Consider the following 14,142-nt stretch of genomic DNA (forward strand, 5'->3'; position numbering starts at 1 on the left):
GGTGCTCAGTCGATCTTGTCACGAGGGGCGGCGGCACGCGAAAGCCGGTCGTTGATCGCCTCGCCCAGCCCGTCGGAGGGGATCGGCTCGACGGCGATTGTCTTGGCGCCGCTGCGATCGAGATCCTGCATATGGGCAAAGAGGTTGGCCGCGGCCTCGCGCAGGTCGCCGGTCTCTGACAGGTTGCGCAAGGCGGCTGCGCCTTGCCAGCCTTCGGCGCGGCGCGGGCCGAACGCCAGCAAGGCTTCGCCCTTTGCGACTTTTGCGGCGTTGATCCGCACTGCAGCACCCGGCGCGTAATGCGAGGCGAGCATGCCCGGGGCCTCGATGCCCGCCGCGCCGCGCAGCAGCTTCATGCCGGCGGTCGCTTCGATCTCTTCGGCGGCAATGCCGCCCGGCCGCAGCAGCCGCAGCTTTCCGCCCTCTATCTTCACGATTGTCGATTCGACCCCGACCGACGTCGCGCCGCCATCGACCACCAGCTTGATTTTTGGACCGAGATCGGCGGCCACGGCCTCGGCCGTCGTTGCGCTGATCCTGCCTGAGGAATTGGCGCTGGGCGCTGCAAGCGGGCGTCCGAGCCTGGCGATCAGTTGGCCGCCAAAGCCTTTCGGCATGCGCAGCGCGACCGTATCGAGCCCGGCGGTGACCAGCGGATGAATGCCGTTGCCGGGCCGCTGCGGCAGCACCAGCGTCAGCGGTCCCGGCCAGAATGTCTGCGCCAGCCTTTTCGACACGGGATCGAACAGCGCGATGCGATCGGCCATCGCCAGATCGGCGACATGAGCTATCAGCGGATTGAAGCGCGGCCGGCCCTTGACCTCGAAGATGCGCGCCACGCCAACACCATTGGTGGCATCGGCGGCCAGCCCGTAGACGGTTTCGGTCGGAATGGCGACGACATCGCCCCCTTCGAGCAGCGCCAGCGCCCGCTCCATCGCCTCGCCGGCGGCAAGTATCTCAGCCACTCTCATCACCTTACAGAAGCGGGACCTTACGGATGTCGGTGCGTAATACGGTGACGTTCACGGGGCAAGTCCGGGCGGAAGCGAATTGCCAATAGCTAAAATGCCAGCTTTCCTGGCAAGCCCGCATCAATTCCCGGACGCTATGGTGCCGGCTTGTTGGGCAAGGGGAGCTATCATGGTCTGGGTGCGTATCCTGGGGGCGCTTGGCCTCACTCTGGCGGCGGGCACAGCACAGGCTTCATCCTTCGTTGTTCCTGCTGCACCATCCTCGACCCCGTCCGTCGTCAGCCTCGGTGCGCCTGAACCGGCGAAGGTGGCTGGCAACTCCTCGACGCCATCGATCGTGGCGCTCGGCGAACCAGTGCCCGATGTCACCTATGAAAAAGTTTCTGCGATCCCGAGCCAGCCCAAGCCCAAGCATGATTTCACGCAAAGCCCGATGATCATTCGCGGCGGCATCGTCGGCGACGCCTTCGCAACACCGGCGCCCAGCCCCGCACCTGCCGCGACAACCGCTGCCGCAGCACCTGCGGCGGCCACGAAATCCGACAAAAAAAATACCGCAACGAACAGCCCGCCCGAGCCCGCAACACCGCAACCAACGCCCATCCCCGAGATCGACCAGGCCAGATAGCCGTTCGCAGCCAGGACGACGCTCGCCTAAATTGCCAAGCCTCAGCCGGCGATTTTCGAGAAATCCGCGACCTGGTCGGTCGCTGCCCGGATGCGCGCCAGCAACGCCAGGCGGTTGGCGCGCACGGCCTGGTCCTCATCATTCACAAGAACGCGTTCGAAGAATGAATCAACCGGTTCACGCAACGCGCTAAGCGCCAGCATGGTGGCGGAAAAGTCTTCGTTGTGAATCGCTTGGCCGGCTTCCTTCTCGGCCTGATTCACCGCGGCAAACAGCGATTTCTCGGCCTCTTCCCGGAATCGAACCGGCTCAACATTTTCGGCGATCGTCGTTTTCTTCTTCTCCTCGGCGGCCAAAATGTTGGCCGCGCGCTTGGTGCCGGCTAGCAGGTTCTTGCCGTCCTCGGTGTCGAGGAAAGAGCCTAGGGCTTGGACGCGACGAACGATTTGCAGGAGATCGTCGGACCGCGGCGTGATGACCGCATCGATCAGATCATGCCGCGCGCCCTGGTCGCGCAGATAAACTTTCAGGCGGTCATGGAAGAAAGCGAGGAGGTCGGAACGGTAGATTTGCTCCGCCTTCCCTTCCAGCGTTGTAATCGCATTCTTGTCGAGATAGTTCGCCCACTCATAGGCGCTTCCGAAGGTGGGCATGAGCGCCAGTCGGATACTGTTCTCGACTAGAATCCTCACCACCCCCAGCGCCGCGCGGCGGAGAGCATAGGGGTCCTTTGACCCGGTCGGTTTTTCGTCAATCGCCCAGAACCCGACCAGCATGTCGAGCTTGTCGGCGAGCGCTAAGGCCACCGATACCGGGTCGGTCGGCACGCGGTCGGACGGGCCCTGCGGCTTATAGTGCTCCTCGACGGCGGCGGCGACCGAGGGATGCTCGCCCTGCAGCAGCGCGTATTTGCGGCCCATGGCTCCCTGCAATTCCGGGAATTCGCCGACCACCTCGGTGGTGAGGTCGGCCTTGGCCAGGACGGCAGCGCGACGTGCCAGCGCGGTAATCTCCCCCCTCGAGGGGGAGATGTCGCCGAAGGCGACAGAGGGGGTCGGCGCGTCCTGGCGCGACGCCCTATTTTGGACAGAGAATGCCGGCGCTTCACGCGCAACTACCCCCTCTGGCCTGCCGGCCATCTCCCCCTCAAGGGGGGAGATTGCGCTCGCTACGAGCGGCGCCAGTTCTTCGGCCAGCCTCTTGATCCGCTCCACCCGCTCACCCTGCGTGCCGAGCTTGGCGTGGAAGGTGACGCCGAGATGGTCGAGGCGGGCCATGCGCTGGTCGAGCGGCTTCTTGAGATCGAGCCCGAACTTTTCCGCCGATGCCTGCAACTGGTCGAGGTCGGGCAAATCGCCCTGGTCGGTCTTCCAGAAATAGAGCGCGTCGGAAAGGCGGGCGCGTACCACCTTGCCGTTGCCGTGGGCGATCTCCTTGCCGCCGTCGCTGGCCTCGATGTTGGCGGTCAGGACGAAGCGGTTGGAAAGCTCCTCGCCGGCGCCCTGCGGCCGCGTCACAAAACACTTCTGGTTGGCGCGGATCGTCAGCCGGATCACCTCGGCCGGAATGGCGAGAAAGTCCTGCTCGAATTCGCCCATCAGCACGACCGGCCATTCGACCAGGCCTGACACTTCCTCAAGCAGCCCCTGGTCCTCGACAAGGTTGAGCCCGTTGGCGAAAGCGAGATTCCTTGCGTCGGCAAGGATGATCTGCTTGCGCCGGTCGGCGTCGAGCACAACCTTCGCCGCCTCCAGCTTGGCGGCATAGTCGTCAAAACGGCGCACGCCGATAGCGCCCGGCGCATGAAAACGATGGCCGTAGGTGATGTTTCCCGAGCGGATGCCGTCGATCTCGAAATCGACGACCACCGGCTCCTCGGTCTCCGGGCCGAAGATGCAGAGGATGGACTGCAGCGGCCGCACCCAGCGCAACGATCCCGGTTTCGCCGAGGCCGGCCCCCAGCGCATCGATTTCGGCCATGGAAAGTCGCGGATGATGCCCGGCACCAGTTCAGCGATTATCGTCTCGGCCGCCCGGCCCGGCTTGGCAATATGGGCGACATAGAAGTCGCCCTTCTTCGGATCGGCGTGGACATGCGCCTCGGCGATCGAGGAAAGACCGGCCTTGCGCAGAAAACCTTGGACCGCCTGTTCGGGCGCCTTGGTCGAGGGTCCCTTGATCTCCTCGCTTATGTCCTTCGAGCGCGCGGTCACGCCGCGAATGTCGAGCGCCAGCCGGCGCGGCGTCCAATATTCGCGCGCCGCCTCATAGGTCAGCCCGGCCTCGACCAGACCGTCCGTCATCATCTTCTTCAGGTCGCCCGCCGCCTTGCGCTGCATGCGCGCGGGAATCTCTTCCGAACGAAGTTCTAAAAGCAGGTCGGGCATAAATTGTGCTCACGCGGCGAAATGGTCCAGGCGGCATAGCAACTCGGCTGGTCCCATGCAATCGGCGCATCCACGGACGATTGCCAAAATATTCCGCTGTCTGTCGGGTCGAAGCGGGGTCGTCCGTCCTTGGGTCAAAGATCTCCATGAACCGAACGCAGCGCTGAAGCGACCAACGCTCAGGCAGAGAACTATTGGCTGAACGACTATGAAGACGGCATCGACATTCCTGCAGATCCTCGCGCTCAGCGCCTGTTTTGCGGCGCAGGCTCATGGCACGTTCACGATGCCTGGCGTTAGACAAGCGCTGCGGACAATGGCTGGCTCCAGCGGCCAAGGCGTATTGCCAATCAGCGTATCAGTCGAAATCGCAAACAGCCTCTGGAGCTAAGCCGCCAGACCACCTGCCTGCGTCAGCAAAAACGCCTCGCCGCAGGCTTTCGCCAGATTGCGCACCCGCAAGATGTAGCTCTGCCGCTCGGTGACGGAAATCACGCCGCGCGCGTCGAGCAGGTTGAAGACGTGGCTGGCCTTGATGCACTGGTCGTAGGCGGGAAATACCAGACGGTGGTTCCCCTCCCCCTTGAGGGGGTGGCCAGACGCGGGAGGAGTCGCTGGGACCTTGCTTGCGGTGCCTTCTGAGGCGACCCCCTCTGCCCGCTCCGCGGGCATCTCCCCCTCGAGGGGGGAGAGGGGCGCGCCGGCATCGAGCAGCGCCTTGCACTCGGCTTCGGCGTCTTCGAAATGCCGAAGCAGCATCGCGGTATTGGCGAATTCGAAATTGTGCCGCGAATATTCCTGCTCGGCCTGCAGGAAGACCGCGCCATAGGTCACCTTGTCGGCGCCGTCGCGGCCGTTGAAGTTGAGGTCGTAGACATTGTCGACGCCCTGCACATACATGGCCAGCCGCTCCAGCCCGTAGGTGAGCTCGCCCGCCACCGGCGCGCATTCGATGCCGCAGACCTGCTGGAAATAGGTGAACTGCGACACTTCCATGCCGTCGCACCAGCACTCCCAGCCCAGCCCCCAGGCGCCGAGCGTCGGGCTTTCCCAGTCGTCCTCGACGAAGCGGATGTCATGCAGAAGCGGATCGACGCCGATCGCCGCCAGCGAGCCGAGATACAGTTCCTGCAGGTTGGGCGGGTTCGGCTTCAGAATCACCTGGTACTGGTAATAGTGCTGCAGCCGGTTCGGGTTCTCGCCGTAGCGCCCGTCCTTGGGCCGGCGCGAAGGCTGCACATAGGCCACGTTCCAGCGCTTTGGCCCCAGCGCGCGCAAGGTCGTCGCCGGGTGGAACGTGCCGGCACCGACTTCCATGTCATAGGGCTGGAGAACGACGCAGCCATAGTCCGCCCAGTAGTTATGCAAAGTCAGGATCAGCCCCTGGAACGAGCGGCTGGGATGCATATGGGCTGGGATATCAACTGTCACGGCGGCCTCGACGGGAAAGACGGGGATGCGGCCCTCCCTAGAGCGCCCACCGGCAAGCGTCAAGGCAAGGGGCCGGCCGCAGCCAGGGCAATCGGGTGAGTTAACGCGTGACATACGGCGAAACGGCAGGGACGTGGCGGCCTGATCGTGGCCCTTCCTGGGAGCCAGAGATGAGAGCGCCCAGCGATCAGTCCCGCGCCTCAGCCGTCGGCGGCTCTCATGTGTGGTATCATCCGGCAGGGCGTCCAGCACCCTCGAGGAGACAAAAGTCATGAATTCCCGAGGGATGGCTCAGATGTCCTCCGTCGATTCTCTTGCAGCGAGTTTATTGTCGGCAACATTGATGTTCGATCGGGCGTCGTTGTTGGCGCTCGAGGCTTTAGCTGCCGAATCGGACCGTCGGGTCCTGAGACGCGGTGAGGTTCTGGTTCGCGAAGGCGATGCGTCGGACAGGTTTTTCATCGTGCTGTCTGGACGCTTTACGGTACACAAAGGAGATTCGACTGGCTCGGTCGCCGAGATCGCACAGGGTGAACTCATCGGTGAAATCGGTTTCTTCGCGGGACTACCCCGCATGGCCACTGTCCTTGCAGCGCGCGATTCGATCGTCCTTGAAATCGGTCGCAATCATTTCGAGAAGGCGGCCGAGACATTGCCGAGCCTGAGGGAGGCGGTCACGGTATTTCTGGCGCGCCGGTTTGCCATCCAATCTCCGAGTTCGTCGCGTCTCAAGCAACCTGCCAAGATCCGAACGCTTGCGATCATTGCAGCCGGCGGAAGTCGCATCTCACCGGTGTTCATCCAGCACCTGCGGCAAGCGTTCGGCGCGGCCACGCGCGCTCGGTTCGTTTCCCGGCTTGACATCCAAGCGAAGTTCCCAGGTCTTCCGATCGACGACCAGCCGATCCTTAACTGGTTGAACGAACTGGAGGCGGAAGCCCAATTCATCGTCTATGTTGCCGATGAGGAACCTAATAAATGGACCCAAGTCTGCATTCGCCAGGCCGATACCGTCCTGTTGCTGGCCAACGCGTCCTGCTCGCCTCGCCTGAACCCGTCTGAGGAACTGACGCTATCGGTCCATCCGCCATCGACCAGTCGGCTTGTCCTAATTCACGACACTCGCTCGGCTGAGGTCTCCGGTACCTCTGCATGGCTCGATGAGCGACCCTATGTTGACCAGCATCATCATGTTGCGCTGGACGACGCGTCTGATTTCCAGCGCCTGGTCCGATTTATTTCGGGCAAGGCACTGGGCTTCGTGGCGGCAGGGGGTGGGTCCCTCGGCAGCGCTCATTTGGGCGTCTACAAGGCTTTCGTTGAGGCGGGCGCTTGCTTCGACTATCTCGGCGGGACAAGTTCCGGCGCGGCGATGATGGCCGGCTTCGCAAGAGGCTTGGATGCCGACCAGATCGACCGAGGCACCCACAACATATTTATCAAGAGCCGGGCGTTTCGCCGTCCCACCTTGCCGCATTTCGCGCTTCTGGATCACAAAGCGTTTGATCGGGCCCTTCGGCTGGAATACGGCGACGTTCTGATCGAGGATCTTTGGCTTCCGTTCTTTGCGCTTTCGACCAATCTGAGCAGCCGTCAGCCCCATGTCCACCGTCGTGGAAAGCTCTGGCACGCCGTTCGGGCGTCCGGCTCCATCCCGGGCGTCCTGCCGCCGTTCTTTACGGATGACGGCGATATGCTGGTGGACGGCGCTATCATGAACAATTTGCCGCTGGAGCAGATGAAGGAGCTCAAGACCGGACCCAATGTCATCGTTACCTTCGGGTCGAGTGCACCGCAGAAATACGACATAGACTATGACCGCATCCCCGGAGCTTCCGAACTGGCATTGGGCCTTGCTGAACCCTTTCGGTCGTGTCCGCTTGCCTCGGGTTCCCAGCATGCTTCAGGTCATTGCCTCGAGCATGCTGGACATTGCCGTCGGCGAAGAGGATATCCTGATCTGTCCGGAGGTTTCCAACACGATCAGCTTCATGGATTGGAGTCGGCATTCCGAGTTGTTTTCGGATGCCTACGACCGTACGACCCGATGGATCGAGGAACAGAACGACTCAGGGCTCCGAGCGGTGCTCGGCACCGCGCTCGATTAGCATGTCTTATGGTCCAGACCCTTAGCGACAGCGGCGACGAGCCCCGCATAATCGAATTCAGAAGTATTCAGCCCTTTGGCGCAGCCGTCGGTTCGGGCTTGACCTTCGGGGTTTCCTGCGCCGTGTTGGATTCAATCGGCGGCAGGCCCTTCAGCAGTTTCTGCTGCAAGGCGGCGAGCACGCCGGGATCCGGCTTGAGGTCGCGAGCCTGGTTCCATTGGAAGGTGGCTTCCAATTTGCGGCCGACGCGCCAATAGGCATCGCCAAGGTGATCGTTGAGCACCGGATCTTCAGGCTTCAACGAAACGGCACGTTCCAATTCGCGCACCGCATCGTCGAATCGGCCAAGGCGGAAATAGGCCCAGCCCAGCGAATCGACGATGTAGCCGTCGCTCGGCCTGAGCTCGACGGCCTTCTGGATCATCTGAAGGCCTTCCTCGAGGTTCGTGTTCATGTCCACCCAGGAATAGCCAAGATAGTTCAGAACCTGCGGCTGGTCGGGGAACAATTCCAGCGCCTTGCGGAAATTCGGCTCGGCCTTCGGCCACTCCTTCAGTCGCTCATAGGCGATGCCGCGCTGGTAGAAAATGTTCCAATCGGCGCGGGTCGGGGCCTTCAGCATCGCCACCGCCTTGTCATAGAGACCGGCCGCGGAGCGGAAATCCTCCTTCGAGGCATAGACGCCACCGAGCGCCTGATAGGCGCGCATGTCGTCGGGTCGCGCTTCGACGAGGGCCTTCAGATGGGCGATGGCCTCGTCATAGCGGTCGAGATCTGCAAGGTTGAGGCCGAGCTGCAGTTCCGACAGGGTCTTCAGCGGCGAACCGGCCGGGATGCGGCGATAGAAGGCGATGGCGCCCTCGCCGTCCTTCAACTGCTCGGAGACGGCGGCGAGTTGGACGAGGGCCGCGTCGCTGTCGGGCCTTAGTGCCAGGGCGTATTGCAAATAGAGGCGGACGAACGGCTCACCGCCGCCGCGATTGAGCGCGGTGGCGAGATCGAGCAGAATTTCCGAGGCGCCGTCGGACGGGCCGGCAACGAAGGGTTCGATCTTCTCGCCCTTGGCGATCCTGTCGCGAAGCGCCGATATCTCGACCTTGCCGGGTGCAAATGCCTCGGCCTGATCGAGCACGGACAGCGCCTTGTCCTTGTCACCCTTGCGGGCAAGGAACGAGGCATAGGCCTGCGCGTTGCGCATCCAGGTTTCGGGCGCGGCGGCGCCGGTCGCGGTGTCCTGCAAGGTGGCGGCGTAGATCGCATCCGCCTTTTCGGGCAGGCCCGAGGCATCGGCGATAAGCCCGCGATGGAAGGATTTGAACAGGCCGAACCAGTCCGGGCCCTGCAGCTTTTCGATCGAGGCCATGGCCTCGCCGGGGTCGCCGGCGCCCTGCTTGGCCCAGCCGGTCATGACGCCGGAGATCAGCCGGTCGAGATCGGATTCGAGCGAAAGCTTGAGCCAGTATTCGGCCTTGGAAAAGTCCTTCTTGTGAAAGGAGCCGACGGCCAGCGCCAGGCGCGAGAACCGCTCGACGTCGGGAACCGCCTTGAGCTTGTCGGCATAGACCAGGGATTCTTCGAAGCGCCCCTGCGCGATCAGCGACAGCATCAGGCTTTGCTGCAACGAGGTGTCACCGGGAGCGAAGGCGAGCGCCTGCTTGTAGTAGGCGATGGCGCTGTCGAGATCATTGTCGCCTTCGGCGACCCGCGCGGCAAGATAGGCCCCCGAGAACGACGTGATATTGACTGGCTCGGTGGTCTCTTTGGCCAGGGCGGGCAGACCGGAGACCGCCATGCCCGTCACAATTGCCAGCCCTGTCAGCCAGCGCGCACATCCTTGCCGCATCATATCCCTTTCAGTCGAAGCCATACCCGCGTCAGCGGGATCGCCGTTGACTCGATCTTTTCCACGTTAAGCATGGCCTTTTTGGGGTGAGGCTTCAACCCGGCCCGAATTCACAATCGGGTAATGCTATCAAAAACAACGCGGAAAGGCGCCAAATTGCGACCGTCGACCGCGCTTTGCCGGCCTGACGCGCTGCCGGCCTGTCCTGCTGCAGCACCGGCGCCGCGATGCCGTAAGCGATCCGTAAGCGGCGGGCGTCGATAGTTTCCGCAACGGAATGACGCGTGGAATCGTGCAGATGGATGCCATTGCTTCGCCCAGGAAGATGCCGATGCTGGAAATGCCGCAGGACCAGCAGGCCTTCGCCATTGTCGATCGAATCTACGAAGCGGCGTTCGCGGCCGAGCTGTGGCCGGAGGTATTGGCGGCGGCAAGCGCGATCTCCCGCTCGGCAAACGACGCGATCTTTGTAGTCAGCGATCATTCGCCGGTCCGCGCCATCACCGAAACGCATCTCCAGCCCTTGCTCGATGAGTTCATGAAGGGAGACACTTGGCGGTTTTCCGAGGGCGTGAAGCGCTTGTGCGCCGCGCAGCCAGCAAGCTTTGTGCGGGTCGATAATTTCATCACCTGCGAGGAGATCGAGCGCGATCCCGTTCGCAAAAGTGCCACCGCGTTTGGCATCGGGCCGCATCTATGCACGGCCATCCCCATGCCTGGCGGCGAGCTTGTCTTTTTTGTCTTCCAGCGCTGGCTGAAGGACGGGAGTTATGACCAGGCCGCAATCGATCTGTTGAACGGACTGCGTCCGCACCTCGCACGGGCCGGCCTCGTCGCCGGGCGCCTGGGTCTGGAACGGGCCAGGACCGCCGTGTCCATTCTCCGGGAAATCGGGCTGCCGGCCGCAATCATGAGTGGATCGGGCCGTGTGCTGACGGCCAATCCGCTTTTCGAAGGCATGGCGGACGTCTTCCTTCCCACAGCCCATGGTGGCATGGCGATTGCCGATCAAACTACAAACGCGTTTTTCCAGCAGGCCATCGCGCAGAACCGGGATAACCGCGTCGTGCGGTCCATCCCGGTTGCGGCCATCAAAGGGCGGCCCGCGCTGGTCATTCAGCTGTTGCCGCTGCGCCGCGCCGCACACGATATTTTTTCGGGTGCAGATGTATTGGTTGTCGCAACCACGGTCGGTACCGGCGCCACTGTTCCGTCGCCCAATGTGCTTTCAGGCCTGTTCGACCTGACGCCGGCGGAAGCCCGGCTCGCCGTCGAGCTGGCCTCCGGCCATTCGGTGCAGGAGGCGGCCATGGAAATCGGCATCGCCGTCAAATCGGCCCGCACCTATCTCGAGCGAATCTTCCGGAAAACCGAAACCAGCCGTCAGAGCGAGCTCGTGGCGCTGCTGAAGAGCGCGTGGTCATTTTCATGACCTCGACAGTTTGCCGGGCGCGCTGACCGTCACGAAGCCCTGCCCTGCTTGCTAACCATGCTGCTGCAGAACGTGCATGATTTCACCGCCGCAATGGTTCATCGGGGAAGACCAAAATGGCGGGCCGGCGCGGTGCCGGCCAAATGTCGGCGATATCTCTCAGTTCACCCGGCTGATGCAGAAATCGATGACGTCGAGCAGCGCCGATTTCTGCGGCGTTGCTTCGAGCGGCGCCAGCGCGTCGCGGGCGATCTCGCCGAAATGGCCGGCGCGCCCGATGGTGTCGGCGATAGCGCCGTGGCGGGTCATCAACCCGATTGCCTTTTCCAGCCCGGCGTCATCGGTGACATTGTCCTCGATGGCGCGCTTCCAGAAGCTGCGTTCGGCCTTGGTGCCGCGCCGGTAGGCGAGGATCACCGGCAGCGTCACCTTGCCTTCGCGAAAGTCGTCGCCGACATTCTTGCCCAGATCCGTGCTGGTGCCGCCATAATCCAGCGCATCGTCGATCAGCTGGAAGGCAAGGCCGAGATTCATGCCATAGGAGCGCAGCGCCGCGCGATCGTTTCGCGTCGCCTGGGCGATGACCGGACCGACCTCGGCGGCGGCCGAGAACAGGGCAGCGGTCTTGGCCTTGATCACCGCGAAATGCTCATCCTCCGTGGTTTCGAGGTTCTTGGCGGCGGCGAGCTGCATCACCTCGCCCTCGGCGATGATCGAGGCGGCGCTGGACAGGATGTCGAGCGCTTCCAGCGAACCGACATCGACCATCATGCGAAACGCCTGGCCAAGCAGGAAATCGCCGACCAGCACGCTCGCCTGGTTGCCCCAGATCATGCGGGCGGTCTTCTTGCCGCGCCGCATGCCGCTCTCGTCGACGACATCGTCGTGGAGGAGCGTGGCGGTGTGCATGAACTCGACTGATGTGGCGAGCTTGACATGGCCCTCGCCGGAATAGCCGAACATCTGGGCTGAGGCGAGCGTCAGCATCGGCCTCAGCCGCTTGCCACCCGAAGAGATCAGGTGGTTGGCAATCTCCGGGATCATCTCGACGTCGGAACCGGCCTTCGACAGGATCAATTTGTTGACGCGCCCCATATCGGCCGAAGTCAGGTCGATGAGATCCTTAATGGAGGCGGCTTCCCGCTTCCCGTTTTCGATGTTGAGAACGACACCCACGACAAACTCCCGTCTTAATGTCACGCGCACGACGGCACCCCGATACCGCAGCAGACTCTAGGGCGCTACCCACAGGCACGGCAAGAGGCGATTTGGCGCGGTCGAGGTGGCGACGGAAGCCACCCACGTTTACATAGACGCTGCAACCTGCGAGTTTCGTCCTATGATAGAGCTTATCCGCACCAACGACGCCGTGATCATCTCCTTTGTCGAATCGCTGATGCGCGATGCCGGCATCGGCTGTTTCGTCGCCGACCAGAACATGAGCGTGCTCGACGGTTCGATCGGCATCTTGCCCAGGCGCATCATGGTCGAAGCCGACCAGGCCGATGCGGCGCGGCGTATCCTGACGGATGCCGGCATCGCCAACGAGATGCGCCAGAAGTAATGTCCGCGGCGCGCGCCACTCTTGTCCAGGACACGCCGGCCCATACCGTCGATGCTTTCCATCGCGGGCGGTTCTGGCTGGTGCAGCCGAAACAGGCAGGCCATCGCGCCGGCATGGACGCCATGATGCTGGCGGCTGCCGTGCCGTCCTCCTTCGCCGGGCGCCTTGCCGATTTCGGCGCGGGTGCTGGCGCCGCAGGCCTGGCCGTGCTGTCGCGCTGTCCTGATGCCGAGGCCGTGCTCATCGAACGGTCTCCGGAAATGGCGGCCTTCGCCGCAACGACGCTTGCCCACCCCGGTAATGCGCATCTCAACGACCGCGCCTCGGTGCTCGCCGCCGACGTCGCGCTGTCGGGCCAGGCACGAGCCGCCACTGGGCTTGCCGACAATTCCTTCGATTTCGTCATCATGAACCCACCCTTCAACGCCGCCGAGGATCGCGCCACGCCCGACCCGCTCAGGAAGGCGGCGCATGTGATGGAGGACGGGCTGTTCGACAGCTGGATCCGAAGCGCGGCTGCCGTGGTCAGGCCGCGCGGCGGTCTTGCCGTGATTGCCAGGCCCGATCAGCTCGGCGCTATCCTCGATGCGATATCGGGCCGCTTCGGCGACGCCGAGATGCTGGCCGTCCACCCCCGCCCCGAGGTAGCGGCGATCCGCATCGTCGTCAGGGCAATCCTCGGCGCACGCGGAAAACTGTCGATCCGCCCGCCGCTGATGCTGCACGCGCAATCTGGTGACGGCCCCACGGAACGGACCGAGATGATCAACAACGGGATGGCTTCGCTGTTCGGCGACTGAGCCTTTTTGGCCGGCCGGGCGTCGCGGCATTGCCGTTGGCCGGCGAATCCCTACATGCCTTCAAGCCAATTTTGACCGGAGACCCCGTGAAACGCTTCCTGAACCGCCTGCTGCCGAAATCCTGGCGCTCCGACGTCGTCACCATTCCCGTCATCCGGCTGCACGGCACCATCATGCCCGGCGGCGGCCCGTTCCGGCCGAGCCTGTCGCTGGCATCTACCGCTGGCCCTATTGAGAAGGCGTTTTCCTTCGACGCGCCCGCGGTCGCCATTTCGATCAATTCGCCGGGCGGCTCGCCGGTGCAGTCGCGGCTGATCTTCAGACGCATCCGCGACCTGGCGAGCGAGAAGAACAAAAAAGTCCTGGTGTTCGTCGAGGACGTGGCGGCGTCGGGCGGCTACATGATCGCGGTCGCGGGCGACGAGATCATTGCCGATCCGTCGTCTATCGTCGGTTCGATCGGCGTGGTGTCGGCCTCGTTCGGCTTTCCCGAGCTGTTGAAGAAGATCGGCGTCGAGCGCCGCGTCCATACGGCCGGCCAGAACAAGGCGGTGCTCGATCCGTTCAAGCCAGAGAAGAAGGAAGATATCGAGCGGCTGAAGGCGCTGCAGCTCGAGGTCCACGAGACCTTCATCGACCTCGTCAAGGACCGGCGCGGGGCCAAGCTCAAGGACGACCCGGACCTGTTCACCGGACTGTTCTGGACAGGCAAGAAGGGACTGGAACTCGGCCTTGTCGATGCGCTCGGCGATATGCGCAGCGTGCTGAGGGCCCGTTTCGGGCCAAAAACCCAGCTCAAGCTGATCACGGCGCCGCGCGGCCTGTTCGGCCGCTTCGGCTGGTTCGGCTCAAGCAGAGGCGGCTTTTCGGCGCCCGAGATCGCCGCTGCTGCCGCAAGCGGCGTGATCGATGCGGCGGAAGAGCGCGCACTATGGGCGCGCTTCGGGCTTTGAAAAACCGGCGAAAGCGTTTAAC

Annotated in this window: 10 protein-coding genes and 1 pseudogene; 6 read left to right on the forward strand and 5 right to left on the reverse strand. The window is 63.2% G+C overall.

Annotated elements, in window-relative coordinates; all coding sequences use genetic code 11:
- Positions 1-5: 5 nt before the first annotated feature.
- On the reverse strand, positions 6-968 hold the full coding sequence (locus AC0L3O_RS03450) for an L-threonylcarbamoyladenylate synthase (RefSeq protein WP_287061508.1): 963 nt from the start codon (positions 966-968) through the stop codon (positions 6-8).
- Positions 969-1,143: 175 nt separating this feature from the next.
- Here AC0L3O_RS03450 and AC0L3O_RS03455 point away from each other — a divergent pair, with 175 nt between their 5' ends.
- Entirely contained in the window at positions 1,144-1,602 is a 459-nt protein-coding gene (locus AC0L3O_RS03455; RefSeq protein ID WP_473533896.1) for a hypothetical protein, read from the forward strand.
- Between the two features lie 41 nt (positions 1,603-1,643).
- Here AC0L3O_RS03455 and glyS read toward each other — a convergent pair whose 3' ends face one another.
- Both glyS and AC0L3O_RS03465 read right to left on the reverse strand, forming a co-directional pair.
- Complete coding sequence (gene glyS / locus AC0L3O_RS03460) at positions 1,644-3,989, reverse strand: glycine--tRNA ligase subunit beta (protein WP_473614815.1); 2,346 nt, start codon at positions 3,987-3,989, stop codon at positions 1,644-1,646.
- A 387-nt stretch (positions 3,990-4,376) separates the two neighbouring features.
- Positions 4,377-5,420, reverse strand: a complete 1,044-nt coding sequence (locus tag AC0L3O_RS03465) for a glycine--tRNA ligase subunit alpha (RefSeq protein WP_473614816.1) — start codon at positions 5,418-5,420, stop codon at positions 4,377-4,379.
- Between the two features lie 343 nt (positions 5,421-5,763).
- Here AC0L3O_RS03465 and AC0L3O_RS03470 point away from each other — a divergent pair.
- A pseudogene (locus AC0L3O_RS03470) lies at positions 5,764-7,146 on the forward strand (patatin-like phospholipase family protein); the annotation flags it as partial.
- Between the two features lie 449 nt (positions 7,147-7,595).
- On the opposite strand, the gene AC0L3O_RS03475 reads toward AC0L3O_RS03470, so the two are convergent.
- Entirely contained in the window at positions 7,596-9,371 is a 1,776-nt protein-coding gene (locus AC0L3O_RS03475; RefSeq protein WP_473615008.1) for a tetratricopeptide repeat protein, read from the reverse strand.
- A gap of 331 nt (positions 9,372-9,702) precedes the next feature.
- Between AC0L3O_RS03475 and AC0L3O_RS03480 the strand changes: the two genes are divergently transcribed.
- Positions 9,703-10,803 carry a helix-turn-helix transcriptional regulator gene (locus AC0L3O_RS03480; protein WP_473614818.1) on the forward strand — a complete coding sequence of 367 codons (1,101 nt, stop codon included), beginning with the start codon at positions 9,703-9,705 and terminating at the stop codon, positions 10,801-10,803.
- Between the two features lie 159 nt (positions 10,804-10,962).
- Here the strand turns inward: AC0L3O_RS03480 and AC0L3O_RS03485 are convergent, their stop codons facing one another.
- On the reverse strand, positions 10,963-11,979 hold the full coding sequence (locus AC0L3O_RS03485) for a polyprenyl synthetase family protein (protein ID WP_027152316.1): 1,017 nt from the start codon (positions 11,977-11,979) through the stop codon (positions 10,963-10,965).
- Positions 11,980-12,142: 163 nt separating this feature from the next.
- On the opposite strand from AC0L3O_RS03485, the gene AC0L3O_RS03490 reads away from it, so the two are divergent.
- From AC0L3O_RS03490 to AC0L3O_RS03500, 3 genes are all read left to right on the forward strand, one after another.
- The gene (locus AC0L3O_RS03490; RefSeq protein WP_023799382.1) at positions 12,143-12,367 is read left to right on the forward strand and encodes a putative signal transducing protein; all 225 of its coding nucleotides are present in this window, start codon (positions 12,143-12,145) and stop codon (positions 12,365-12,367) included.
- Positions 12,367-13,167 carry a tRNA1(Val) (adenine(37)-N6)-methyltransferase gene (locus AC0L3O_RS03495; RefSeq protein WP_287236961.1) on the forward strand — a complete coding sequence of 267 codons (801 nt, stop codon included), beginning with the start codon at positions 12,367-12,369 and terminating at the stop codon, positions 13,165-13,167. The genes AC0L3O_RS03490 and AC0L3O_RS03495 overlap by 1 nt, the downstream gene beginning before the upstream one ends.
- Positions 13,168-13,253: 86 nt before the next feature.
- Positions 13,254-14,120 (forward strand): S49 family peptidase, encoded by an 867-nt coding sequence (locus tag AC0L3O_RS03500; protein ID WP_473614819.1) that lies wholly within the window; start codon positions 13,254-13,256, stop codon positions 14,118-14,120.
- Positions 14,121-14,142 lie beyond the last annotated feature (22 nt).

This window comes from Mesorhizobium sp. WSM4810, assembly GCF_055811235.1.